Source organism: Sorangium sp. So ce176, from assembly GCF_051519835.1.
Taxonomy (GTDB): Bacteria; Myxococcota_A; Polyangia; order Polyangiales; family Polyangiaceae; genus Sorangium; species Sorangium cellulosum_G.
In genome coordinates this window covers 5552585-5575435 of record NZ_CP150371.1, presented here as the reverse complement: position 1 = coordinate 5575435, position 22851 = coordinate 5552585, and the positions used below count along the sequence as shown (strand labels likewise).

Annotated in this window: 18 protein-coding genes; 9 read left to right on the top strand and 9 right to left on the bottom strand. The window is 73.0% G+C overall.

Annotation, left to right across the window (positions count from 1 at the left end; genetic code table 11):
* Positions 1 to 134 precede the first annotated feature (134 nt).
* From WMF42_RS20845 to WMF42_RS20835, 3 genes are read right to left on the bottom strand one after another with little or no spacing between them, the layout of a single operon-like run.
* Positions 135 to 1001 carry a formylglycine-generating enzyme family protein gene (locus tag WMF42_RS20845; protein ID WP_061605351.1) on the bottom strand — a complete coding sequence of 289 codons (867 nt, stop codon included), beginning with the start codon at positions 999 to 1001 and terminating at the stop codon, positions 135 to 137.
* A complete protein-coding gene (locus WMF42_RS20840; RefSeq protein ID WP_437693786.1) occupies positions 1001 to 1996 on the bottom strand; it encodes a hypothetical protein in 996 nt (331 codons plus the stop codon). Before WMF42_RS20840 ends, WMF42_RS20845 begins: the two co-directional genes overlap by 1 nt.
* Positions 1997 to 3694, bottom strand: a complete 1698-nt coding sequence (locus WMF42_RS20835) for a protein kinase domain-containing protein (protein WP_437693784.1) — start codon at positions 3692 to 3694, stop codon at positions 1997 to 1999. It lies immediately after the preceding gene.
* A gap of 146 nt (positions 3695 to 3840) precedes the next feature.
* Between WMF42_RS20835 and WMF42_RS20830 the strand changes: the two genes are divergently transcribed.
* Entirely contained in the window at positions 3841 to 4422 is a 582-nt protein-coding gene (locus WMF42_RS20830; protein ID WP_061608879.1) for a type 1 glutamine amidotransferase domain-containing protein, read from the top strand.
* 28 nt (positions 4423 to 4450) lie between these two features.
* On the opposite strand, the gene WMF42_RS20825 is transcribed toward WMF42_RS20830, so the two are convergent.
* Positions 4451 to 4846, bottom strand: a complete 396-nt coding sequence (locus tag WMF42_RS20825; RefSeq protein ID WP_061612722.1) for a VOC family protein — start codon at positions 4844 to 4846, stop codon at positions 4451 to 4453.
* Between the two features lie 113 nt (positions 4847 to 4959).
* A complete protein-coding gene (locus WMF42_RS20820; RefSeq protein WP_437693782.1) occupies positions 4960 to 7380 on the bottom strand; it encodes a hypothetical protein in 2421 nt (806 codons plus the stop codon).
* A 397-nt stretch (positions 7381 to 7777) separates the two neighbouring features.
* Between WMF42_RS20820 and WMF42_RS20815 the strand changes: the two genes are divergently transcribed.
* Both WMF42_RS20815 and WMF42_RS20810 read left to right on the top strand, forming a co-directional pair.
* Positions 7778 to 8080, top strand: a complete 303-nt coding sequence (locus WMF42_RS20815) for a hypothetical protein (protein ID WP_155799037.1) — start codon at positions 7778 to 7780, stop codon at positions 8078 to 8080.
* Positions 8077 to 8313 (top strand): hypothetical protein, encoded by a 237-nt coding sequence (locus tag WMF42_RS20810; protein WP_061612720.1) that lies wholly within the window; start codon positions 8077 to 8079, stop codon positions 8311 to 8313. Before WMF42_RS20815 ends, WMF42_RS20810 begins: the two co-directional genes overlap by 4 nt.
* 52 nt (positions 8314 to 8365) lie before the next feature.
* On the opposite strand, the gene WMF42_RS20805 is transcribed toward WMF42_RS20810, so the two are convergent.
* Genes WMF42_RS20805 through WMF42_RS20795 form a run of 3 tightly spaced genes read right to left on the bottom strand, consistent with a single transcriptional unit; the run spans position 8366 to position 12032 of the window.
* Positions 8366 to 9316, bottom strand: coding sequence for a formylglycine-generating enzyme family protein (locus tag WMF42_RS20805; RefSeq protein WP_437693779.1), 951 nt, complete (start codon positions 9314 to 9316; stop codon positions 8366 to 8368).
* A gap of 5 nt (positions 9317 to 9321) precedes the next feature.
* Positions 9322 to 9870, bottom strand: a complete 549-nt coding sequence (locus WMF42_RS20800; protein ID WP_061605374.1) for a hypothetical protein — start codon at positions 9868 to 9870, stop codon at positions 9322 to 9324.
* Positions 9867 to 12032, bottom strand: a complete 2166-nt coding sequence (locus WMF42_RS20795; protein ID WP_437693777.1) for a hypothetical protein — start codon at positions 12030 to 12032, stop codon at positions 9867 to 9869. The genes WMF42_RS20800 and WMF42_RS20795 overlap by 4 nt, the downstream gene beginning before the upstream one ends.
* Positions 12033 to 12126: 94 nt before the next feature.
* Between WMF42_RS20795 and WMF42_RS20790 the strand changes: the two genes are divergently transcribed.
* Positions 12127 to 12993: an alpha/beta fold hydrolase gene (locus WMF42_RS20790; protein WP_437693775.1), complete on the top strand. Its 867-nt coding sequence runs from the start codon at positions 12127 to 12129 to the stop codon at positions 12991 to 12993.
* Positions 12994 to 13144: 151 nt separating this feature from the next.
* On the top strand, positions 13145 to 13609 hold the full coding sequence (locus WMF42_RS20785; protein WP_199693413.1) for a cytochrome P450: 465 nt from the start codon (positions 13145 to 13147) through the stop codon (positions 13607 to 13609).
* A 78-nt stretch (positions 13610 to 13687) separates the two neighbouring features.
* Here the strand turns inward: WMF42_RS20785 and WMF42_RS20780 are convergent, their stop codons facing one another.
* Complete coding sequence (locus WMF42_RS20780; RefSeq protein ID WP_437693773.1) at positions 13688 to 14554, bottom strand: fibrinogen-like YCDxxxxGGGW domain-containing protein; 867 nt, start codon at positions 14552 to 14554, stop codon at positions 13688 to 13690.
* A 465-nt stretch (positions 14555 to 15019) separates the two neighbouring features.
* Between WMF42_RS20780 and ntrB the strand changes: the two genes are divergently transcribed.
* The 4 genes from ntrB to WMF42_RS20760 all read left to right on the top strand — a co-directional run bounded on the left by ntrB (position 15020) and on the right by WMF42_RS20760 (position 22704).
* A complete protein-coding gene (ntrB, locus tag WMF42_RS20775; protein ID WP_437693771.1) occupies positions 15020 to 15817 on the top strand; it encodes a nitrate ABC transporter permease in 798 nt (265 codons plus the stop codon).
* 5 nt (positions 15818 to 15822) lie between these two features.
* Positions 15823 to 16653: an ABC transporter ATP-binding protein gene (locus WMF42_RS20770; protein WP_061610307.1), complete on the top strand. Its 831-nt coding sequence runs from the start codon at positions 15823 to 15825 to the stop codon at positions 16651 to 16653.
* Positions 16650 to 17531 carry an ABC transporter ATP-binding protein gene (locus WMF42_RS20765; RefSeq protein ID WP_061610296.1) on the top strand — a complete coding sequence of 294 codons (882 nt, stop codon included), beginning with the start codon at positions 16650 to 16652 and terminating at the stop codon, positions 17529 to 17531. Before WMF42_RS20770 ends, WMF42_RS20765 begins: the two co-directional genes overlap by 4 nt.
* Before the next feature lie 94 nt (positions 17532 to 17625).
* Positions 17626 to 22704, top strand: a complete 5079-nt coding sequence (locus tag WMF42_RS20760; protein ID WP_437693768.1) for an AAA family ATPase — start codon at positions 17626 to 17628, stop codon at positions 22702 to 22704.
* Positions 22705 to 22851: the final 147 nt, after the last annotated feature.

Sequence of the window (22851 nt, the reverse complement as noted above, 5' to 3'; positions counted from 1 at the left end):
ACGATCGTCCTGCTTGGCCCCGGGTAGGGGCTGCGTTTCCCCGGAATCACGAGGGATACTGCGGCTGGCGGATCAATCCGGTCCGAGCGGCGCGTCCGGCAGGCCTCCGAGCGCGCGGCGCGCCGGCCGCGGCGCTACCCGCTGCAGCAGCGGAAGCCGATCGCGTGGTCCGTGTCGGCGCGCTCGCGACCGTCGCGCGCGTCGCACCGGAGCTCGTCGAGCGCGTTCCCGCTGTCGAACGCCCCGCCGCGGGTCACGCAGTAATCGCCGGGGCCTGTGTTCCCCGAGCACGCGTCTTCCCACTCGCGGACGTTGCCGCTCATGTGCTGCAGCCCGTGATAGCCGCCCTCGCAGATCGCGCTGTCCTCGTCGCCGACCGGCACGGTCGCCGCGCCGTCGCCGTTGCAGAGCTGGGCGTCGAACTCGCCGGTGGCGTGCGTGCGCTCGCCGCCCTTGCTGCACGCGTCGAACCACTCGCCGAGCGCGCCGCTCGCGCCGCCGTACGGCAGCGCGCCGCCGTGGATCTTGCCGCAGAGGCGCTTTCCCTGGCTCTTGCAGAAGGCGCGGGCGTCGCACCAGTCGAGGCACGTGGCGGGGAGCTCGTCGCCGGTGAGGCGGTCGTTGCAGACGGCGGGCGCGTCGGGCCCGGTGTCGAAGTCGAAGCTGCCGTTGAACAGGCAGAACGGCTCCTGCGCCTCGAGATCCGGGTTGGTGGCGAGGAAGCGGCGGTAGGCGGCGTTCGACACCTCGGTCTGGTCGACGCAGAACGTGCTCTGGATCGTCACCATGCCGGCGGGGCACTGGCACACGCGCGCGAGGCATGAGGCCGTCGCGCAGTCGGCGTCGGCGTCGCAGGGCTGGCCGTACAGGCACGAGGCGTTTCCGGCGCCGGGCTCGCAGGTGAGGCCGTCCAGCGGGCGCACGAGCGTGCACGCCGAGACGAGGGCGGCGAGGAGGGCGGCCGCGGCGCCGTGACGGTGAGCCGGCCGGCGGTTGTGCATCAGAAGGCGCCCTCGACGCCCGCGGCGGCGCCGGAGAAGAACGGCCGGAGCGCCGGGAAGAACGGCCGGAGCGCGCTCGCGCCGGCCCGGAGCGGCGTTGCGGCGGCCGGCTGGGGTGGGGGCGCGGCGGCCGGCCGGGTGAGATAGAGCCACGCGGCGGCGCCGAGGGCGACGACGCCCACGCCGAGGCCGACGTCGGCCACCGCGTGCTGGACGCGGACGGCGCGCACGTCGTCGGCCGCGCAGCGCGGGGCGCAGGTGGCGCGCAGGTCGGCCTCGGCGTCCAGCGAGAGCGCGCCGGCGACGGCGAACACGGCGAGCCCCGCGACGCCGACGCCGCCGGCGGCCCACGCGAGCGGAGGAATCGAGGGCTCCGCCGGCGGCGCGGCAGGCGAGGCGAGGGGAGCCGCGGCGGGCGAGGAGGGCGGCGGCGCGGCAGACGGGGCGAGCGGGCGGGGGGCGGCTGGCGCGCCGGCCGCCGGGGCGCCGAGCGTCACCGTGATCGCGCGGTTCTTCTCGCCCTCGCGGATCAGCACGCGCTCCTCGACGGCAGGGCCCGTCGCGGGCTCGAACCGGAAGGTGCGCGGGCCCGGGTCGACCGGCAGCGCCTTGCCGTCGAGCGTCGCGGCGAGGAGGCGCCCGTCGACGAGCACGCGCACGTCGAGCCGCTCCCGGCCGTCCGCGTCCCTCGCGGCGATGACCACGGAGGGCAGGCTCTGCTCCACCTCGGCGAGCCACGGCCCGCAGTCGGCGACCGCGGCGGCCGGGCACGTCGGCTGCGAGCAGGTGATGAGCGCCTCCCGGGCCTCCAGGAGCCTGCCATCGCGGCGGAGGCCCTGCGCGCGCTCGTAGGCGGCAGCGCACGCCCGCTTGCTTGGCGCGGCGTGGGCGCCGGCGCCGGAGAGCGCGAGCGCGGCGCCGAGGGAGAGCGCGAGCGCCGTCCGGGGGCGGGCGCGCGCGGGGGCGCTCGCCGATTTCTTTGTACCTGCGTGCATTTACATGCACTCCGGCTTGAGCCGTCGGATGCCGGCCTTGTCCACTGTGTAGGGCGGGGAGCAGCGCTGGGCGTCGCCGCGGGTCGCGCGCGGGGCAGGCGCGGGAGCGCGCGCGCTGACGGCCGCGCGCGCCGGGCGCTGGGCGGCCGCTGGCGTGACGGCGCTGGACGCCAGCGGCGGCGCCGGGGCGAGGGCGGCGCTCGGCGCCAGCGGCGGGGTAGGGGCGGGCACCGCGCTGGCCGCGCCCGTCGCCCCCGGCTCGCCCGTGTCGTGCGTGTCGTGGCGCCGCAGGGGGGCCGCGTGGACAGCGCTCGCCCCGTCCTCCGGCCCGGGCGGGCCGCGGCGCGACAAGTGCGCCGCGAGCGCGGCCGCGCTGCCGAGGAGCACCGCGCCCAGCGCGAGCAGCGGGCCTGCGCGCCGCGCCGCCTTCGGGGCCGCGCCGCCGCGCGGCGCGCCGTCTCTCGGGGCGGGCGTCACTGACGTCCCGCCGGCCATCCCGCCGTCCCCGGCCGTCACCGCGAGCGCCGCCTGCCCGAGCGCGAGCGCCGCCTGCCCGAGGTCGCCGGCCTGGATCTCGGGCGCCGTCTCCGCGAGCCCCCGCGCAGCCGGGCTCGGCGACGCCGGCCTGCGCGCTCCCTCCGCCCCGCCGCTGCCGCGCGCGCCCTCCACGCTCCCGCCCGCCCCTGCCGCCCCCGCGCCGGCCGTCGCCTCGCCGCCCGGATCCGCCGCGGAGGCGCTCTCGATCGCCGCGACGCGGGCCGCCCGCCGCGCGAGCGCCTCCCCGGCGAGCTGCTCCACCCACTCGCCCACCGCGCGCTGCGACGCGAGCGGCACGGCGTCCTCGATGGCGATCGCCAGCTCGCGCGCCGTCGGGTAGCGGCCCTCCGCGTTCCGCTCCAGCGCCCGGAGGACGATCGCGTCGAGCGCCGCCGGCACGTGCGCCGCGTGCGAGCTCGGCGGCGGGATCGGCTGCTCGAGCACGGCCCCGATGACGTCGCCCTCGTCGCCCCCGTCGAACAGCCGCCGGCCCGCGAGCGCCTCCCAGAGGACAACCCCCGCCGCGAACACGTCGGTCCTCGGGGTCACGTGCGCGCAGAGGACCTGCTCGGGCGCCATGTAATACAGCTTCCCCTTGAGCTGCCCGCCGCGCGTGGTGCTGAGCCGCCCGCGCGCCTTGGCGATGCCGAAGTCGAGCAGCCGCGCCGCCCCGTCGACGCCGACGAGCACGTTCTCGGGCGAGATGTCCCTGTGCACGATGCCGAGCGGCTCGCCGGACTCGCTGCGCGCCTCGTGGGCGGCGTGCAGGCCGTGGAGCGCGCCGCACGCGATGCTCGCGACGATGGGCGGCGGCGCCGGCTCGCCGCGCGCGCGCGCCGCCCGGAGCAGCCGCGCCAGCGACTCGCCCCGCACGTAGTCCATGACAAGGAACGCCTCGTCCTCGGCGATGAGCAGGTCGATCGTCGCGACAACGTTGGGGTGCTGGATGCGCGCGACGAGGCGCGCCTCGTCGCGCAGGCTCTCGGCGATCTCGGGCGCCTCGGCGAGCTGGGGGTGGAGCCGCTTGATGGCGACGGTGCGCGAGAACCCCGCGTCGCCGATCAGCCGGCCGAGGTGCACGGACGCCATCCCGCCGGAGGCGATCGGGCTGTAGAGCAGGTACCGGCCGATTCGCCTGGGCTGGTGCGGCTCCGACGGCATGCCGGGGCGATGATACACGAGCCCGCGCGCCGCGCCCGCCCGGAGCGTCGCGCGGCAGACACAGGCGCCGGAGCCGCACCTCGCGCAGCCCGTCGAGCTTGCGGGCGCCCCGCGCGGCTCCAGCTTCTGCGCGGAGGTCGAGCACCATGGCGCGCATTGCATTCCTCGTGGACGAGATGTTCGAAGACTCCGAGTTCCAGGGCCCCTATGACCGCGTGAGGGGCGCCGGGCACGAGGCCGTGATCGTCGGTCTCGCTGCGGGCAAGGAGCTCGTCGGCAAGAAGGGCAAGGTGAGCATCACGACGGAGCGGGCGGCCGAGGACATGTCGGACGACGACGTCGATGCTGTCGTGATCCCGGGCGGCTACTCGCCGGATCACCTGCGGACGAGCACGGCGGCGGTCGGCCTGGTCCGGGATGCCTTCAATCAGGGCAAGCCTGTCGCGGCCATCTGTCACGCTGGCTGGATGCTCGTCGAGGCCGACATCGCCGACGGGCGGACCCTCACGTCGTGGCCGTCGATCAAGACGGATCTCCTGAACGCCGGCGCGCGCTGGGTCGATCGCGAGGTGGTCGAGGACGGCAACCTCATCACCTCGCGCAAGCCGGACGACGTGCCGGCGTTCTGCGACGCGCTCCTCCGTCAGGTCGAGCGCGGCGTCCCCGCGCGCGCCGAGCCCGGGATGGCGCCCGAGGCGGCGGCGCAGGAGCCCGCGCCGGGCCCGTGACGGCGCGGCCCGGCGGCCGGGCGGGCCGTCACGCGCGGGCGGGGGCGCTCGGCTCGACGAAGCAGAGGCGGTACCCGTCCGGGTCGGCGACGACGACCTCGCGCGTGTGCCACGGCTGGTCGCGCGGACCGTCGACGGACGCGCCGGCGGCCGCGGCGCGCGCGGCGATGGTCTCGATGCCGAGGTCGCCCGTGGCGCTGAAGCAGACGATGACGCCGAGGCCGCGCTGCCCGGCGAGCGAGACGCCGGGCGGCGTGGCGACAAGGAAGAGGTCGGCGTAGCGCGCCCAGCGCAGGTGGACGAACACCGGATCCTGGTGGACGCGCTGGAAGCCGAGGAGCTCGTAGAACGAGGCGGAGCGCGCCGCGTCGCCGACGAGGAGCTTGACGTACGAGGGCATCAGGTAGGGTTCGTCGCTGTGCATGGTCCCTGGGCGCGGAGGTGTGTGCCGCGCAGGGCCGGAAGGCAAGGCGCGCGCGCCGGGCGGGCCGACGGGCCGCGCGCCGGGCGGGGCGCCGCGCCCGCCGCGACGCTCGATCAGTCCTCGAGGTTGACGCGCATGCCGCCGCCGAAGCTGACGGTCCACGCCTCTCCGGGCCTGTACGGGTTCCAGAACACCCGCACCGGCTGGTGGAACGGGTACTCCTCGACGGGCGCGAACGTCGGTGTCTCGTCGTTGAGGTTCTCGGTGCGCCAGAGCCCGTCCCTGTGGGTCGTCATGTACATGCGGTCCGGGTTGCGCGGGTCGATGGCGCACGACTCGACGCGGTACTTGTCGCTGATGCGCTGCCACGTCGCGCCGCGGTCCCTCGTCCGGTACAGCCCCCCGTAGAAGCGGTCATCGTGGCTGAACACCGCCACGTACCACGTGCTCTCGGTGCTGTCGTTCGGGTCGATGACGAGGTCCTTGGTCCAGTAGCGCATCTCGGGCGCGGAGCGGTCCTCCCACGCCGCGGCGCCTTTGCCGAGGAGGAACACGCCGGACCTGTCGGTGTACGTCCGGGTGCTGCCGGGCTGATGGCCGGAGTACGTGGCCACGATGCTCCCGTCCTTCAGCACGTGGACGTTGTACGGGTGCCCCTGCGTGCGCGGCGGCGCGGGGAGCGTCGCCGGCGCCGCGTCGGGCGCGCCGAGGTCGATGTGGACGATGCCGCCGGTCGCGCTGTTCACCGCGCTCGCGTAGAGCTGGTCCGGATCGCTCGGATCGAGCGCGAGCCAGACGACGGGGCGCTCGAGATCGGCGAGGAGCGACCAGGAAGCGCCCTTGTCCGTGGAGACCATGACACCGCCCCTCGCCGGGCGAGCCGCCGTGCCGTCGAGGCGCGCGTCGCGCAGGTAGGGGCTCTGGTAGATGTCGTGCACGCTCCCGGTGGCGGCGAAGAGCGAGCCCGTGACCGGGTGCTCGACGACATGATAGGTGGTGTTCAGGGACAGGCCGTTGGCGCCGTCGCGGGACCACGAGAGGCCGCCATCCTCGCTGAAGGCGCTGCGGATGTCCGTGAACGACGCGAAGAGGGTGTCCGCGTCGCTGAAGGTCAGCCACCAGGCCGACGTCTGCTCGACGCCGTTCGTGTGGTAGAAGCGTGATTTTACCGTCTCGGCGCCCGCCGGGTTCTCGTCCGCGGGCTGGACGTAGGCCTGGTGAAAGCTGTCGCCGCCGTCGGAGCTGACGTGGACGAAGCCGAGATCCGTGACGGCGACGAGGCGGGGGTCCGTGGGCGACACAGCGAGGCCGAGGGCGTACTCGCCGAACTCCCACGTCATGTCGCCGTCGAACCCGCTCCAGCCCGTCGCGATGTTGGCGTTGCGATCGGTCTCGAACACGTGTCGCCAGCTCTCTCCGCCGTCGGTCGTCTTGAGGACGATGGGCGCGCTCTTCTCGCGGTCGCCCCCGGCGACGTACGCGGTGTCGGGGTCGTCCTCTGGCATGGCGACGAACGCGAGCTTGTCGTTCGGCCCGAGCCCGGTCGCCGCGGGCGCCCAGCGCGCCTCGCCGGGGGCGAGCCTGTACAGGCCGGCGTACGCGTCGAGCTCCCCGCCGGTGGTCTCCGCGGTGACGAGGGCGTTGCCGTCGGCGTCCGCGGCGGAGAAGGTGACGGCGAGGAACCGGGCCGACGCGCCGCGACCGGAGCCGGCGAAGGAGACGATCTTCTCGCCCGGGGGGATGCCCTCGATCGACGTGTCGAGGGCGAAGCTCTGGCCGCCGTCGTGCGAGACGAGCAGTCCGTCGCTCGTGCCGGCGCGGATGTCCATGCCGTCCCAGTGCACGCCGCCGACAAGCAGGCCGCCCGCCCAGGTGGTCGTGTAGACGTCGCGGAACGTCACGCCGCCGTCGCTCGAGAAGTAGAGCTGTGTCGTGCCCGAGAGCAGCAGCCGCTCCGTGCCGCGCGGGTCCACGAAGAGGTAGTGTCCGTCTCCGGCCTCCCCGGGCATGGTGATGGGAGCATTCCATGTGGCGCCGCCGTCGGTGCTCTTCACCAGATCGCGCACGTAGTGAAAGCCGTTGAGCGGGAGGGTGTGCCCCACGGCATAGAGGACGTCGGGATCGGCGGTGAAGCGGAACTGCGAGAGGATTCCGCCGCGGAGGTTGTGGAAGTCGAGGGTCGTCCAGTCGGCGCCGAAGTTCTTCGTGCGGAAGACGGCGAGCAGATCGCTGGCCATGAAGATCTCGCGGCCGTCGTGGGGGTTGATCGACGGCGAGAAGAGGGCGCCTCCGCCGCCCGGGCCGCGCTGCTGCCACGCGCCGCGGGGGGTGGGCGTGGGGTCGGTGGTGGGGGGCGGGCAGCTCTCCGGATCGCCCTCGCTTCCCGGATCGGCGGGGCGCTCGGGACCGCCGGGGCACCCCGCGGGGGGGACGGCGGCATCGTCGGCGCCGCAGGCGGCGAGCAGCGCTGTGCTCAGGGCCAGCCATCTCGATATCGTCCTGAGTTGGGCCGTGCGCCCAGCCTGCTCTGTCATGCTCGCTCTTTCGACCCTGTGAATGCGTGAGGCGCGCGGAAGACGCCGCGGGATGCGGCGACGCGCGCAATGGATGCTGCCCGGAGGGCGCAGGGGGTTGGGGTATACCATTGGCGTGGGCGCGGCATGCCGGGGAAGTGACGGACGGGGACGACGCGCGCAGGCCGACCAGTAGGGGAGGGGCGGAGGAGGTGGTAGGGCGCCTTCGGTGCGGATGGGCGCGCCGGAGTCATCCTTTCCCCGCAACTGAGCCCGCTCCCGCGACGACTTCGAGAGCATGGCCCTCCTCGAACACGAAAACCGGGACATCTATCACTGCTTGTCCGGATCGCTGCGCGAGACGCGGCCGAGCCACACGCTGGGTCGATTGCGCGAATGAAGTAGGGTCGTCTCGGTAATGCGCCGCTCGCGGCGCCCGCGCGCATTGATTGAATTCGTCCTGCCTATCGCTGGCTTGATAACGGCCATCATCATGCATTTCCGCCTCGACCAGCTCGGCAAGAACATCCTCCGGGACTTCTTCGTGCTCGTGGGCGCAGCAGAGACAGAAGTGGAGGTGCCGCCCGGGGACGCACAGCGGATCGACATCTGGCATGTTCCCGATCCAGAGCTGTTGCGCGCGCACCCCGAGATCCAGCCGGGCCTGCTCCGCTCGATGAAACCCGGGAATGGTACGAGCAGTGGAACGCGCGGAGGATGAAAGAGGCGAAGGAAGCCGAGGAGCGTGCCCAGCTCCATGGGCAGCAGCTCGGGCAGCTTCAGATGACGGCCCGGCTGTGCGCGATCCGGCTGGGTCGGCCTCTGACCGAAGCGGAGACAGCGGCGCTGGCGGAGCGGCTCGATCGGCTGCGAGAGGATCGGGTAGGGGAAGTCGTGCTCTCGTCCTCGGCTGAAGCGCTCGCGGCCTGGCTCTCCGATCCGGACGCGACATAGCGCAGCGCGCCCCGCGCCGGGCGGCCTGGACAGGTGATCCGGCGCTCGCGCCCTACTCGGCCGCCGGCGCCGCGGGCTCCGTGACGCAGCGGATCCCGAGGAACCCGCAGCGGTACGTCACCTCGAACCCTCCCGGCCGCGCCGTCCTGACGAGCGGCGGGATGCCGTCGCGCCAGCTCCCGCCGCGGGCGACGCGCATCTTGCCACCGCCGTCGTTGGCGCTCGTCGTCCACTCGAAGACGTTGCCGGCCAGGTCCTGGATGCCCTGCGGGTTCGCGCCGGCGGGGAAGCTCCCCACGTCGCACGCTGTCTTGCGCACGGCGCCGCCGCCGGACCAGCAGAGCTGATCCTTCGGCGCCTCGCCGCCCCACGGGTACGGCCGCGCCTCCTCGCCGCCGCGGGCCGCCCACTCCCACTCGTCGTCGCGCGGCAGCCGCTTGCCCTGCGCCGCGCAGTAGGCCTGGGCCTGCGCGAAGTCGACGCAGACCATCGGCTGCTCCTCCTTGCCGGCCACGCCGTAGGTCGACGCCTCCTTGGCGCAATTCGCCAATGTATCCGTGCACTTGCCCGCCTTGATGCACGCGGCGTAGGACGCGGCGGTGACCTCGGTCCTGTCCATGCACAGGTCGCCCACGGTGGCCTTCACCTTGAGCGGGCCCATCACGAAGCTGCCGCCCGGCACCCGGGCCATGCCGTCGGGGCAACCGTCCGAGGGCGCGGCGGGCGCGGCGGAGGCGGCGGCCGACGCATCGCCGGCCTGCGCGGCGGTCGGATCGCCGCCGGGCGGCGCCGAGGATGCGATCGCCCCGGGCTCGGGCGCTGCGGCGGTCGGCGCGCCCGCGGCGGCGCCCTCCGGCGCGGCCTGCGCAGCGGACGCCGGACCGGCGGGCGTGGAGCCGTCGGGCGCCGCGGGAGAGGCGCCGCAGGCGGCGGCGAGGGCGCCGCACGCGGCGGCAGCGAGGAACAGCGAGGAGGCGGCGAGGGGCGTGGTGTGGGATCGCATGGTGTCTAGGAGGCGGTCACGGTCGGAGCCGGCTCGTCGTCGAGCCACTGCTCCTGGACGACGATCGCCGGCAACAAGGTGAACGGCCCGTCGTAGCCGGGGCCGAAGGTCAGGATCTGGATCACCCGCCGATCGCCGCGGCGGAGCGGGAACATCACCTCGCCCCCGCGGGGGAGCTCGCTGCCGCCGCGGGGCGGATCGATCCAGAAGGCGACGCCCTCCGTCTTGCCGCCGAGCAGCGACATGGCCGAGACGGTGAGCTCCGGGCAGCGGATGCGCAGCCACTCCCTCATCCGGTAAGCGCGGCAGCCGGCGGCCGCCGGGCCGGCGCGCGAGAGGCGGACGCGCGGCGCGGTCTTCCACTCCGCGGCCGTGGGCTGCCTGGACGGCTCGGCCGGGAAAGGCTCGGCGTCGAGGGGTCGCTCCTCGTCGGTGCTGGCCGCGCTGGCCTGCGGCGCGCCCTTCGGCTGCGCGACGGGCACCCCGGGCGCCGCAGCCAGGACGCCGAGAACGCCGGCGGCCATCACGACAAGCAACGCGGCGCGCGGCCTCATAACGTCTCCAGGAACGCCACGAGCGCCGCCCGATCCTCCGGCGACAGGTGGCTCGTCTTGCCCATCCAGTCGGCGTTCTGCTCGATGAGCTGCGCCAGCGTCGCCGCCCGGCCGTCGTGCAGGTACGGCGGCCGCCCTCCCACGAAGCGCAGCGAGGGCGTCTTGTACTCGGGGCGCGGATCGTCGTCATAGCCCGGAGGCGGCGGCCGCTTCGGCATCGGGTACGGCGTGCGATCCGTGTAATCGCTCGCCGGCACGTGGCACCGGGAGCACTTCGCCTCGTCGCTGTGGAAGATCTCCCGGCCGCGCTTCACGCGCTCGTCGGCCGTCGCGTCGGCGCGCGGCGGCGTCACGAGGCCCCGGCGCAGGAACATCGTGAGGTAGGTGGCCCGGGCCGCGAGCCCGGCCGGCGTGTGATCGATCGGCAGCCCGCCCCAGCGGTGAAGCCCCATGCCCGCCTGGAGCCTCCCGCGGAGATCCTCGTCCTCGCCGTGCCACCCGTACGGCCCTTCCGCGCCCACGTTGCCGGCGAGCATCGGCGTGCGCCGCGGATACCCCTTCTTCTTCGCGACCTCGGGAATGTTCTCCGGCCTGCCGACGAAGTTCGCGTGCTCGCCGTCGGCCGTGCTGAACGTCGCCTCGCGCCAGACGTACCCGTCGTCCCGCCCCTCCGGGTGGCACCCCGCGCAGCCGAGATTGCCGCTCACCGTGGTGTCGAGCGCGCTGTAAAAGAGCCGGCGGCCCTTCGCGACCTCGGGGCCGAGCGGATCGTCGGCGAGGTGCACGAGCGCCGCCGGCCCCTCGGCGGGCGGCGCAGCGGCCGCCGTCCCCGCCGGGCCGGCCGCGGCTGCCGTTCCCTCTGCTCCCGCGGCGGGATCGTGCAGCCGGATCGCCGCCACGTCCCCGGTCGAGCGGCAGAACACCCACGCCGTCGCCTCGTCCGCGGACAGCGCGAGGCCCGTCGGCGCGCCGCAGGTGCCCGCCACGCGGATGTGCGGGTCGTAGCGGCCGCCTACCGGGTAGCTCTTCACGATCGCGAGCGTCGGATCCACCGCTGTCGCGTCCACCTCGAGCACGAGATCGTCGCCCTCGCCCGCGACGAGCAGCGTGCGCGCGCGCTTGCGGTAGGCGACGGCGCGCGGCTGGGTGACGGGCGTGACGCTCGCGCCCGGCAGCGTGACGACGCTCTCCGGCGTGATCACCTGCTCGGCGAACGCGGACCGGAGCACCGGCAGGTTGCCGTGGTGCGGCGGGGCGAGCGGCTCGTCGCGGCCGGTGAGCAGCACGTCCACCGTCGCGGCGCCGAACCACGCGGCGTGGCCCATGGCGCCGAGCGCGTGCCGCGCCGCGAACAGGCGCCGCCCGTCCTCGGAGAGCGCCAGCGCGTAGCCCAGCGACGCCGCGAGCCGCTCGCCCGACGGCGCGCGCAGCGGCGAGGCGGGCAGCGCGACGCGCCGGACCCTCGGCGCCCCGCCGAGGTCGTCGATCCGCGTGAGATCCGCCCCGACGAGGTGGCTCACGTACGCGGCGCTGCCGTCGGGCAGCACGGCGACGCCCCGCGGCTCGCGCGCCACGTCGACCGTCCACCGCGCCTTGCCGGCCTCGAGATCCACGGCCGAGACCTTGTGCGTCCACGCCGAGGTCACGATCGCTGTCTTCTCGTCGGGCGTGACAGCGATGCCCCACGCGTCCGCGGGCAGCGCGACGCGGCCGACCTCGACGAGCCCCGCCGCCGCGTCGGGCCGGAGGATGAGCAGCAGCCCCGGGTCGCGCACCGTGGCGAGCACGCGCGCTTCTGGCTCGCCGCGCCCGCCGAGCGCGAGCACCTGCGCGGGCCGGCCCGGCGCGGGCACGCCTGCGCCGGGCCGCGCGGGGTCGAGCGGCAGCGGCACGACGCGCACCACGCCGTGGTCCTCGTCGGCCACGTAGAGCGCGTCCTCGCGCGCCGCGCGGGCGAGCGCGCCGCCCTCGCGGACCGGCGCGCGCAGGGGCGCGGCCGCCGGGGCGCCCGCGCTGCCGGCCGGGGCGCCCGCGCTGCCGGCCGGGGCGCCCGCGCCGGCCGGGGCGGCGCCCGCGTCTGCGCTGGGCGCGGGGCCTCGGGAGCAGGCGCCCGCGGCGAGCGCGAGGAGTGCGGCGAGAGAGCGTGTCGCGCGGTGGTGCAAAGGGATCGCCGGATCTTCGCGCGCCCTCCCGTCCCAGGTCAACGGGGCGGGCGGCGTTGATCCGCGCGCTCGCACGCACTATCGCCGCGTGCCCATGGCAGCAGCATCCCTGGTGGGCCACGGCGGCCCGGACGGCGCGCAGGCGCCTCGGTTCGTGGAGGTGAACGGAGCCCGCCTCGCCTACGTGGAGCAAGGCCAGGGCACCCCGGTGGTGTTCCTGCACGGGGCGGTCTCGGACCACCGCCTGTGGGATCGCCATCTCCCCATCGTGGGCGAGCGGCACCGGGCCATCGCGTACAGCCAGCGCTATTTCGGGACCGGCGCGTGGGGCTCGAGCTGGCCCCCGTTCGGCGTGCAGACGCACGCGGACGACCTTGTCGCGTTCCTCCGCGGCCTCGGCGCGGGCCCGGCGCACGTTGTCGCGTGGTCTTACGCCGGCCATGGGGTCCTGACCGCCGCGCTGGCCCATCCCGAGCTGATCAGGAGCGCCTTCATCCACGAGCCGGGCGTGCCCTCGTACGTGACCGATCCCGCCGAGCTGAGCGCGCTCGGCGACGACGTGAAAGCGATGTTCGGCCCCGTCTTCGGGGCGGTCGAGCGCGGTGAGCTCCAGGAAGCCGTGCGGCTCCTGCTCGACGGCTCGGGCCAGCGCGAGGGGTACTTCGCCGCTCAGCCCGCGGAGAGGCAGGCCATCAACCTGGACAACGCGCGGACAATGCCGCTCCTCCTGTCGCAGCCCCAGCCGCCCGCCATCACCTGCGTCGACCTGGCCAGCCTGAAGGTGCCGGTCACCATCGCCCACGGCGAGCTCTCCCGGCCGACGTTCGGCGTTGTCTCCCGCGCGGCGGCCCGCTGCATCCCCGGGCAGCACCTGGTGGTCCCCGGGGCAACGCACATGTGGCCCGAGGAGGACGCGGCCGCGTTCTGCGCCGCGGTGCTGCGCTTCATCGAGGCTGTCTGACCCGGGGAGGGAGCTCCTTCAACCCTGTCGATCCGGCGCGTCCTGGCGACCGGCGCCGCCCGCGCTGGAGCCCTCCGCTTGCGGCGCGCCCCCGCTGCAGGCGACCATCATGCCCGCTCCATCCCTGACCCGCCCGGGAGGTCCTCGACCCATGAGCGAACGGCTGAACCTGATGTCCCCCGCGATGCTCGCCGACCCGTACCCCACCTACGCAGCGCTGCGGCGCGACGCGCCCGTGTGCCAGGTGGATCCGGGCGACTTCTGGGCGGTGACCCGCCACGACGACGTCATCGCCGTCCTCAAGGACACGGAGCTGTTCTCGTCCGAGGGCTTCCGCGCCGCCACCAAGCCGCCGTGGCTCGGGCACAACCCGTTCGGCGACTCCATGATCGTCCTCGACCCGCCGGCGCACGGCCGCCTGCGCTCGCTCGTGAACCGCGCCTTCGCGCCCGCGGCCATGGCCCGCCTGGAGGCGCGCGTGCGCTTCTTCGCCGACGACCTCACGGCGCTCCTGCCGCGCGTCCGTCGCTTCACCGAGGCCGGGCCGGCGGCGTGGCGGCGATCCATCTCCGTCCGCGGGGTGACGTCGCTCCCCCTCGTGGCGCACCCGGCGTGACGCGCGGCGCACCCGGCGTGACGCGCGGCGCACCCGGCCCGGCGCGCGGCACACCCGGCCCGAGCGCGCCGGGCGCGCTCACCAGCGAGTCCAGCGGGAGATCCGCTTCACGCGCGTGTAATGGCTGCCGTCGTTCGAGAGCCCGTACGACGTCGCGACAACGGTCTCCAGGTGCGGGCCCCAGTCGTCGTCGGTGACCGACTCGTCCTCGTCCCCGTCCGCGCCGAGGCTGTAGACGAAGCAGTTCCCGTAGTGCTGCGCGACGCCCGCGAACGCGCTCGCGCAGTTGCCGTCGCCCTTGGTGTCCCTGTCGAAGTCCTCCGACGCCCACCCGGTGCCGAACTGCCAGTCGAACAGGTTGTCTTCGCCCCCGGAGAGGCGGATCGGCGTGAGGAGCTGCATTGTCTCGGGATCGATGCCCTCGGCGTTCGCGCGCAGCACCTCGACGACGGTGCCCGGGATGTCCTCGATCTCGTCGCGGTACTCCCGGCCGGGGATGTACAGGCCAGGCTGGTAATGGTTGTTGTCGAGCGACGGCTCCCCCTTGGGGCTGAGCCGGTCGGCATACAGGATCTTCCAGAACGCGAGCGTCGGCCCGCCCAGCTCGCCGACGCTGTTGAAGACGAGCGCCCACCGCCCGCCGTCCGCCGGCTCACCGCAGTGGACCTGGAGCGCCCCCGATGGGCCGGCCCCGTCGGGATCGAGCGTGTAGACGCCGGCCGGGGCGCCCTCGGGGACGGCGCCGCACCGATCGTAGACGCACCCCGCGCTCGCCTCGACGTCGCAACGCTCGTCCGCGGGGGCGCTCCCGCCAGCCCCGCCCGCTCCGCCGGCCCCGCCGTCCGGCTGCAGGTGATAGGGCCTGTCCAGGCCGGCCACCGTCGTGCACCCGCAGACCAGGAGGCACGCCGCCGCCCCGACCCACGCCGCGGACCCGCTCCTCATCTCGATCCCTCTCCGTACCGCATCACGCTGTCCGGCCCGCGCGGCGATGACCGGCGTCGCGCGGAGGCTACCGTCTCCCCTGCGGCCTGGCAAATAACGCACCCGGACCCGCCGGCGGGCCCGGTGGAGCCGATGCCGCGGGACCGGCGGCGACCGCGCTGCGGCGCGCCCTTCATGTCCTTGGGGCCTGTGCATTGCGAATGTGCGAACGCCGAAAAAATATAACGTAGAAACTGCAATGAAACGTGCGCCCATGCATGGTCCTTGGAAGATCGTGGGCCCATGTGGGGTTGAGGCCATCCTGGGCTCACACAGGTGACGCTATCGCGCGCGATCGCGCCGATTCGCCGCTGACCTGACTGCCTCCTTGTCGAACCACAGGGCGATTCCACGAGCAGCAGGGATGACCCCACCTCGCCGGGCGCCGCCGGACAGCGCGGCGGCGGGGCGATGAAGGAGTATTGCATGAGCGAGGCGAAGGCGAGCTCTCCCAGGATCCGAGTCGACCACGTGCTCCTGCCCCTCCTCGGGGTGGCCTGCGTGATCGGGCTGTGGGCTGCCGCGAGCAGCCTGTGGGCCCAGACGCTGCCCTCTCCGCTCAAGACGTGGGAGGTGAGCAGGCCTTACATCCTCGAGCCGTTCGAGAAGCGCGGTGAGCTCGATCAGGGCATCCTCCGCTTCACCTGGTACTCGCTCCAGCGGGTCGCCAAGGGCTACGCGCTGGCGATCCTGCTCGGGACGCCCATCGGGTTCTTCCTTGGCGCGTCGAAGCTCTTCAGGTCGAGCTTCGACCCGATCCTCCAGATCCTCCGCCCTGTCTCGCCGCTCGCGTGGCTCCCGCTCGGACTCGTGCTCTTCCAGAAGCCCGACCCGGCCGGCGTCTTCACCGTCGCGATGTGCTCGATGTGGCCGACGGTCCTCAACACCGCGCTCGGGGTGCGCTCGATCCCGCAGGACTACATGAACGTCGCGCGGGTGCTCCGGCTCTCGCCCACGAAGACGCTGTTCAAGGTGCAGCTCCCCGCCGCGCTGCCGTACATGTTCACGGGGTTCCGGCTCAGCCTGGGCATCGCCTGGCTGGTCATCGTCGCCGTGGAGATGCTGACCGGCTCGCCGGGGGTCGGCGGCTTCCTCTGGCAGGAGTACAACAGCCTGATCTACGAGCACGTCATCCTCTGCATCCTCACGATCGGGGTCGTGGGCTTCCTCCTTGACGCGCTCATGAGCCTCGTCGAGCGCAGGCTCAAGCTGGCGGGAGGGTGAGCCCGATGCCGCTCGTCGAGCTGCGCAACGTGGGGAAGAGCTACGGCGCCGGGGCCAGCCGCACCGAGGTGCTCAGGGACGTCGACATGGAGATCGAACAAGGCGAGTTCGTCGCCGTGGTCGGCCATTCGGGGGCCGGGAAGACAACCCTCATGTCGCTCGTGGCCGGGCTCCTCCGGCCCGACACCGGGGTGGTGAAGCTGAACGGGAGCGAGGTGAAAGGGCCGGGGCCCGACCGCGGCGTCATCTTCCAGAGCAACTCCCTTCTGCCCTGGCTCACGGTGTACGAGAACGTCTACCTGGCCGTGGACCAGGTCTTCTCGCTATGGCCCGCGGCGCGGAAGCGGGAGCACGCCGAGCGCACCATCGCGATGGTGAAGCTCACAGCGGCCCGCGACAAGAGGCCGGCGCAGCTCTCCGGCGGCATGCGCCAGCGGGCCTCGGTGGCGCGGGCGCTCGCCATGGATCCCGAGGTCCTCCTGATGGACGAGCCGTTCGGCGCGCTCGACCCCCTCACGCGCGCGACGCTGCAGGACGAGACAGCGCGGATCTGGCGGGCCACCCGGAAGACAGTGCTCCTCATCACAAGCGACGTGGACGAGGGCATCCTCCTCGCCGACCGGATCCTCCCGCTCAGCAAGGGGCCGGGCGCCACGCTGGGGCCCGGGATCGTCGTCGATCTCGATCGCCCGCGGGATCGCAAGGCCATCAACCACGATCCGCGCTTCAAGGAGATCCGCGGCGCTGTCATCGGTTACCTGCTCGGCCCGGGCGCCGAGCCCGGCGCGAGCACGAGCGCGTCCGGCGCGGCGCGGGCGTCGGAGGCGGTCGCATGAAGAAGTACCTCGAGATCTGGAATATCACAAAGACCTTTCCCACGCCGGACGGGCCCGCTGTCGTCGTCCGCAACTTCGACCTGAACCTGAGGAAAGGAGAGTTCCTGTCGCTCATCGGCCATTCCGGCTGCGGCAAGTCCACCGTGCTGTCGATGGTCGCGGGCCTGAGCGAGATAACCAGCGGCGGCATCGTCCTCGCGGGCCGGCAGATCCGCGGGCCTGGCCCGGATCGAGGGGTCGTGTTCCAGTCGCCCTGCCTCCTGCACTGGATGACGGCGCTCGACAACGTCCTGCTCGGGGTGGAGCAGGTCCACCGGCAGAAGAGCAAGAAGGACTGCCTCGCGATCGCGACACACTACCTGGAGCTCGTGGGGCTCGGGTCGTCGATGCACGAGAAGCCGCGGGAGCTGTCCTCGGGGATGCAGCAGCGGGTCGGGCTGGCGCGCGCCTTCGCGCTGTCGCCCAGGATGCTCCTCCTGGACGAGCCCTTCGGCATGCTCGACCCGCTCGCCCGGTTCGAGCTCCAGGAGGTGCTGATGGACCTGTGGGCCGAGGACCAGAAGACAGCGCTGATGGTCACGCACGACGTGGACGAGGCCCTGTTCCTGTCGGACCGCATCGCGATGATGACGAGCGGCCCGGGGGCGCGGGTCAGCGAGATCCTGGCCGTCCCGTTCCCGCACCCGCGGGACAGGAACGCGGTGCTCGAGGACCCAATGTACTATCCCCTCCGCGAGCGCCTCATCACGTTCCTCGAGAGCCAGTCGCACAAGGACCCGCCGGCCGCGGAGAGCGCGCGCGAGGCCGCCCCGGCGGCCGCCGCGAAGGCGGGGCGCTCGTGGACCGCGCTCTGGAAGGGCAGCAGGACGTCGGTGTGAGGCGCCCAACCTAGACAGGATCCGCCAGGGGTGCGATTCTGCGAGGCCGCCGTCCCCGGCTGTCTCGGGCGGCCCAGCACCCTGGCGAGGTGAGATGCTCTCCGCGACGTATACCGTAGGCCAGAAGATTTACAGCGATGCGAGCATCGATGTATTCCAGGGTACATGGGGTGACGACTGGAAGCCCATCGCCGTCAAGGTCCTGAAGAGCGAGTTCCCGAGCTCGCGCGAGCTGGCCTCGCTCCGGCACGAGTACAACGTCCTTCGCGAGCTCGACGTCGAGGGCGTCGTCAAGGCCTACGGGATCGAGAAGCACAAGAACGGCCTCGCCCTCGTGCTCGAGCGGCCGAGCGACACGACGCTCCACGACATCCTGCGCGCCGGGCGGCTGGAGCTCAAGGCGGCGCTGACGATCGCCCGCTCGGCCGCCCGGATCCTCGACGAGATCCACCGCCGCAAGGTGATCCACAAGGACATCAAGCCGCAGAACCTCCTCGTCGACCCCGACACGCTCGAGGTCCACGTCGTCGGCTTCACCATCGCCACGCTCCTGCCGCACGAGACGCAGCAGGCGGTGAGCCCCGAGGCGCTCGAGGGGACGCTAGCGTACATGTCGCCCGAGCAGACCGGCCGGATGAACCGCGTGATCGACCGCCGCACCGATCTCTACTCGCTCGGCGTGACGCTCTACGAGATGCTCACCGGCGCGCTGCCGTTCGCCGAGGGCGAGCCGATGGATCTCATCCATGGCCACATCGCGAGGACGCCGGTGCCCCCGTCCGAGCGGGCCCCGGGGATCCCCGAGGCGGTCTCCCGCATCGTGATGAAGCTCATGGCCAAGAACGCGGAGGACCGCTACCAGAGCGCCTTCGGGCTCGTGGCCGACCTCGACGCGTGCCTGCGCCAGCTCTCGACGACCGGCGCCGTGGCGCCGTTCGCGCTCGGGCAGCGCGACATCCCCGACACGCTGCGCATCCCGCAGAAGCTCTATGGCCGCGCCGACGAGGAGCGCGCGCTGCTCGCCGCCTTCGAGCGCGCCGCCGGGGGCGAGCGCGAGCTGCTCCTCGTGTCGGGGTACTCGGGCATGGGCAAGTCGGCCCTCGTGAACGAGATCCACAAGGCCATCGCCCAGCGGGGCGGCTACTTCGCCGCGGGCAAGTTCGACCAGCTCAACCGCGGCGTCCCGTATGCCTCGATCGCGCGCGCGTTCCGCGAGCTGATCCGCCACATCCTCACCGAGCGGCCGGAGCAGCTCTCGCGGTGGAGCGCGGCGCTCGAGCGCGCCCTCGGCGGCAGCGGCCAGCTCCTGATCGATCTCATCCCGGAGCTCCAGTGGATCATCGGCCCGCAGCCCCCCGTCCAGCCGCTCGGGCCGGCGGAGTCTCAGGGCCGGTTCCACGCGGTCTTCAAGGCGTTCCTCCACGTGTTCGCGCGGGTCGATCACCCGCTCGTGCTCTTCCTCGACGACCTGCAGTGGGCCGACCCGGCCTCCCTCAAGCTGCTCCAGGTCATCGCCTCCGATCCGGAGCGCGCGCACCTGCTCGTCCTCGGCGCCTACCGTGACAACGAGATCTACGCGGCCCACCCGCTGCGCGTCGCGCTCGGCGAGATCGAGAAGGCGGGCGCGAAGCTGCGGGAGATCGAGCTCAAGCCGCTCGCCCTCTCCGACGTGCTCGATCTGCTCTCGGACACGCTCTCCGCCGCGCGGGAAGAGGTCGAGCCGCTCGCGCGCGTTGTGTTCGACAGGACCCGGAGCAACCCGTTCTTCGTGCGGCACTTCCTGGGCGCGCTCCACGCCGAGGGCCTGCTCCGCTTCGAGGCGGGCGCGTGGACGTGGGACCTCGACCGCATCCGGCGGCGCACGGTGACGGACAACGTTGTCGATTTCATGGCGCGCCGGCTCGCGGAGCTCGAGCCCGATCTCCAGCGCGTCCTCAAGCTCGCGGCGTGCATCGGGCACGAGTTCGACCTGCGCTCGCTGGCGGTCATCAGCGAGCGGCCCCCGCACGAGACCGTGGCCGCGCTGTGGAAGATCCTGCAAGAGGGCCTGATCTCGCCGGTGGACGCCGACTACCGCCTCGCGCACGCGACCGACGACGACGCGCGGGGCGCCGTCGACTGGCGCGTCACCTACCGCTTCTTGCACGATCGCGTCCAGCAGGCGGCCTACTCGCTCATCGACGAGGACCGCAAGCGCGAGGCCCACCTCCGGATCGGGCGGCTCATGCTCGCGAGCAGCTACGGCGCCGCGCGCGACGAGGCGATGTTCGATATCGTCAACCACTTCAACATCGCGGCGCCCCTCGTGAGCTCCCCGGAGGAGCGGGCCACGGCCGCCGAGCTGAACCTCGCCGCCGGCAGGAGGGCCAAGGCGGCCACCGCCTACGAGGCCGCCGCGGGCTACTTCCGCGCGGGCATGGGGTTTCTGCCGGGCGGCGGCTTCGAGGACCACTACGACCTCGCCCTCGCGCTCCACAGGGAGCGCGCCGAGGTCGAGTCGCTTTGCGGCGCCTTCGACGAGGCGGAGCGGCTCTGTACCGCGGCGCTCGCGCGCGCCCGGACGGCGATGGACAAGGTGTCGATCCACCTCGTCCAGGCGAATCAGTACCTGCTCCAGTGGCGCAACCACGAGGCGACCCTCGTGCAGAAGGCCGGCCTCCGGCTCCTCGGGTGCCCGATCCCCGAGGACAGGGCCGAGGTCGCCGCGCTGCTCGAGCAGGAGCTCGCGGCGGTGCCCGTCCTCCTCGGCGGGCGGAGCATCGAGGAGCTCGCGCACGCCCCGAGGGCGACGAGCCCCGAGCACCCGATGACGCTGGAGCTCCTCGTCAACCTGTTCTTCGGCGCGTACAACTCCAGCGATCAGACGCTCGCGAACCTCGCCATCGTGAAGATGGTGACGCTCTCTCTGCAGCACGGCAACAGCGATATGTCCGCCTTCGGATACGTCGCTTACGGGATGGTGGTGGGCCCGCTGCTCGGCGAGTACGCGACGGCCTACAGGTTCGGCAAGATGGCCATCGAGCTGGCCGACCAGCTCGACAACCTCGTCCTCCGGGCCAAGACATACCACATCTTCTCCGCGGACGTGCATAGCTGGACGCAGCCCCTGCGGCGGGCAGATCCGTATTACGACCGGGTCTACGATCTCGGGCTCCAGGCCGGCGACTGGACGGCCATGGGGTACATGATCAGCCAGAGCGGCTCGGATCGGCTCACCTACGGGATGGCCCTGCCGGAGCTCGCGCGGCTGACCGAGGTGCACCTCGCCTTCCTGGAGCGGGCCAGGAGCCACGATATCATCGACATCCTCCTTGCGGGCGTGATCCAGCCCATCAAGTGCCTTCAAGGGCTCACGAAGAGCCGGCTCAGCTTCGATGACGAGGCGTTCGACGAGGCGGCGTACACCGAGAAGCACGGCGGCTCGCCCTACCACATGGGGTGGCTCACCTACGCCAAGATCCGCAATGCCTATCTGTTCGGCGACCGCGCGAGCTTCGCCGACCTGATGCCGAAGCTCGCGATCATCGAGGCCGCGCTGCCCACGCACGCCAAGGTGCCAGAGGCGACGTTCTACGCGGGGCTCATGCGGATCGCCGCCTGGGAGGCCGCCGGCGGCGCCGAGCGGGAGGAGCACGGGGAGCACATCGAGCGGCTCCTCGGGCGGATGAAGCGCTGGGCCGACGCCGGGCCGGACAACGTCCTTCACAAGCACGCCCTCCTGCTCGCGGAGAAGGCGCGCGTCGAGGGGCGGACGGCCGAGGCCATGGACCTCTACGAGCGGGGCATCGAGGCCGCGCGGCAGGCGGATTACATCAACAACCAGGCCCTCGGGAACGAGCTTTACGGCAGGTTCTGGCTCGCCCAGGGGAGGCTCGAGTTCGCGGGCATCTTCCTGCGCAGGGCGATGTACCTCTACGAGCGCTGGGGGGCGAGCGCCAAGGTGGAGGCGCTGCGCGAGGAGCTCGCGCCGCTCGTCTCGCCGGCCCTCGGCCTGCCCGCGGGCCTCGCGACGTCCTCCGGGGCGACGGCCACGGCGCTCGGCGGGCTCGCCGCGGGCGAGGTCTGCGATCTCGCCGCGGTCCTGCAGACGGCCCAGGCGATCTCCAGCGAGATCGTGCTGGACAAGGTGATCGAGCGGGTGCTTCGCAACGTGATCAAGAGCGCAGGCGCGAGCCGGGGGTTCTTGATCCTCGCGCGCGGCGAGGGGCTGACGGTCGAGGCGATGATCTCGGTCGATCCCGACGCGGTGCACCTCGGGCTCTCGACGCCCATGGAGGAGCGCCTCGATCTCGCCCGCCCTGTCGTTCACTACGTCGCGCGCTCGCGCGAGGCGGTCGTGATCGGGCGCGCGGAGGACGACCCGCGCCTCGCCGGCGATCCCCACGTGAGCTCGCGCCGGCCGAAGTCGATCCTGGGCTTGCCGCTGCTCCATCAAGGCCGCCTCAGCGGCGTGCTGTACCTGGAGAACCACGTCGCCGAGCACGCGTTCACCGCCGATCGCATCGAGCTCCTGCGGCTCCTCTCGTCCCAGGCCGCTGTCGCGGTGGAGAACGCCCTGCTCTACGCGGATCTGGAGGCGGTGAGCGCGGAGCTCCGGCGGTCGAACGAGCGGCTGGAGCAGGAGGTGAAGCAGCGCACCGAGGAGCTCTCGCAGGCCAACGCGCGCCTCTGCGAGCAGAGCGAGGAGCTGAAGGAGACCAACCTGCGCCTCCTGCACGAGCTCGGCGAGCGCGAGCGCGCCGAGCGGTCGCGCGCCGAGCTGCACGAGGCGGTGATCCGGTTCCAGCGCGAGAAGATCGCGGAGCTCTCGACGCCGCTCGTCCCGATCACGAACGACGTCATGGTGATGCCGCTCATCGGCACGCTGGACGAGGAGCGGGCGCAGGAGGTGCTGCAAACGCTGCTCGACGGCGCGACGAGGAGCCGCGCCCGGGTCGTCATCATCGACGTGACGGGGATCAAGGCGGTCGACGAGCGCGTGGCGAACGCCCTGATCAACGCGGCCAACGCGCTCCGCCTGCTCGGGGCCCAGGCCGTGCTGACCGGCATTCGCGGCGAGGTAGCGCGCGCGCTCGTCGGGCTCGACGTCGACATGACGCGCATCGTGATCCGCGGGACGCTGCAGAGCGGGATCGCCTACGCTGTCGGGCGCCAGGGCGCCGTGCTCGCGTGAGCGCCCTGCGTGAGCGCGCGATTGCCCGAGCGCGCGATTGCCCGAGCGCGCGCGGCGTCGAATCGTGTGGACACATCCGCGGCGGATCGCGCATGATGAGGTCGCGAGTTGGCCGGGGGGTCGTGCTCCATCGCGGTAGCGCTCTCG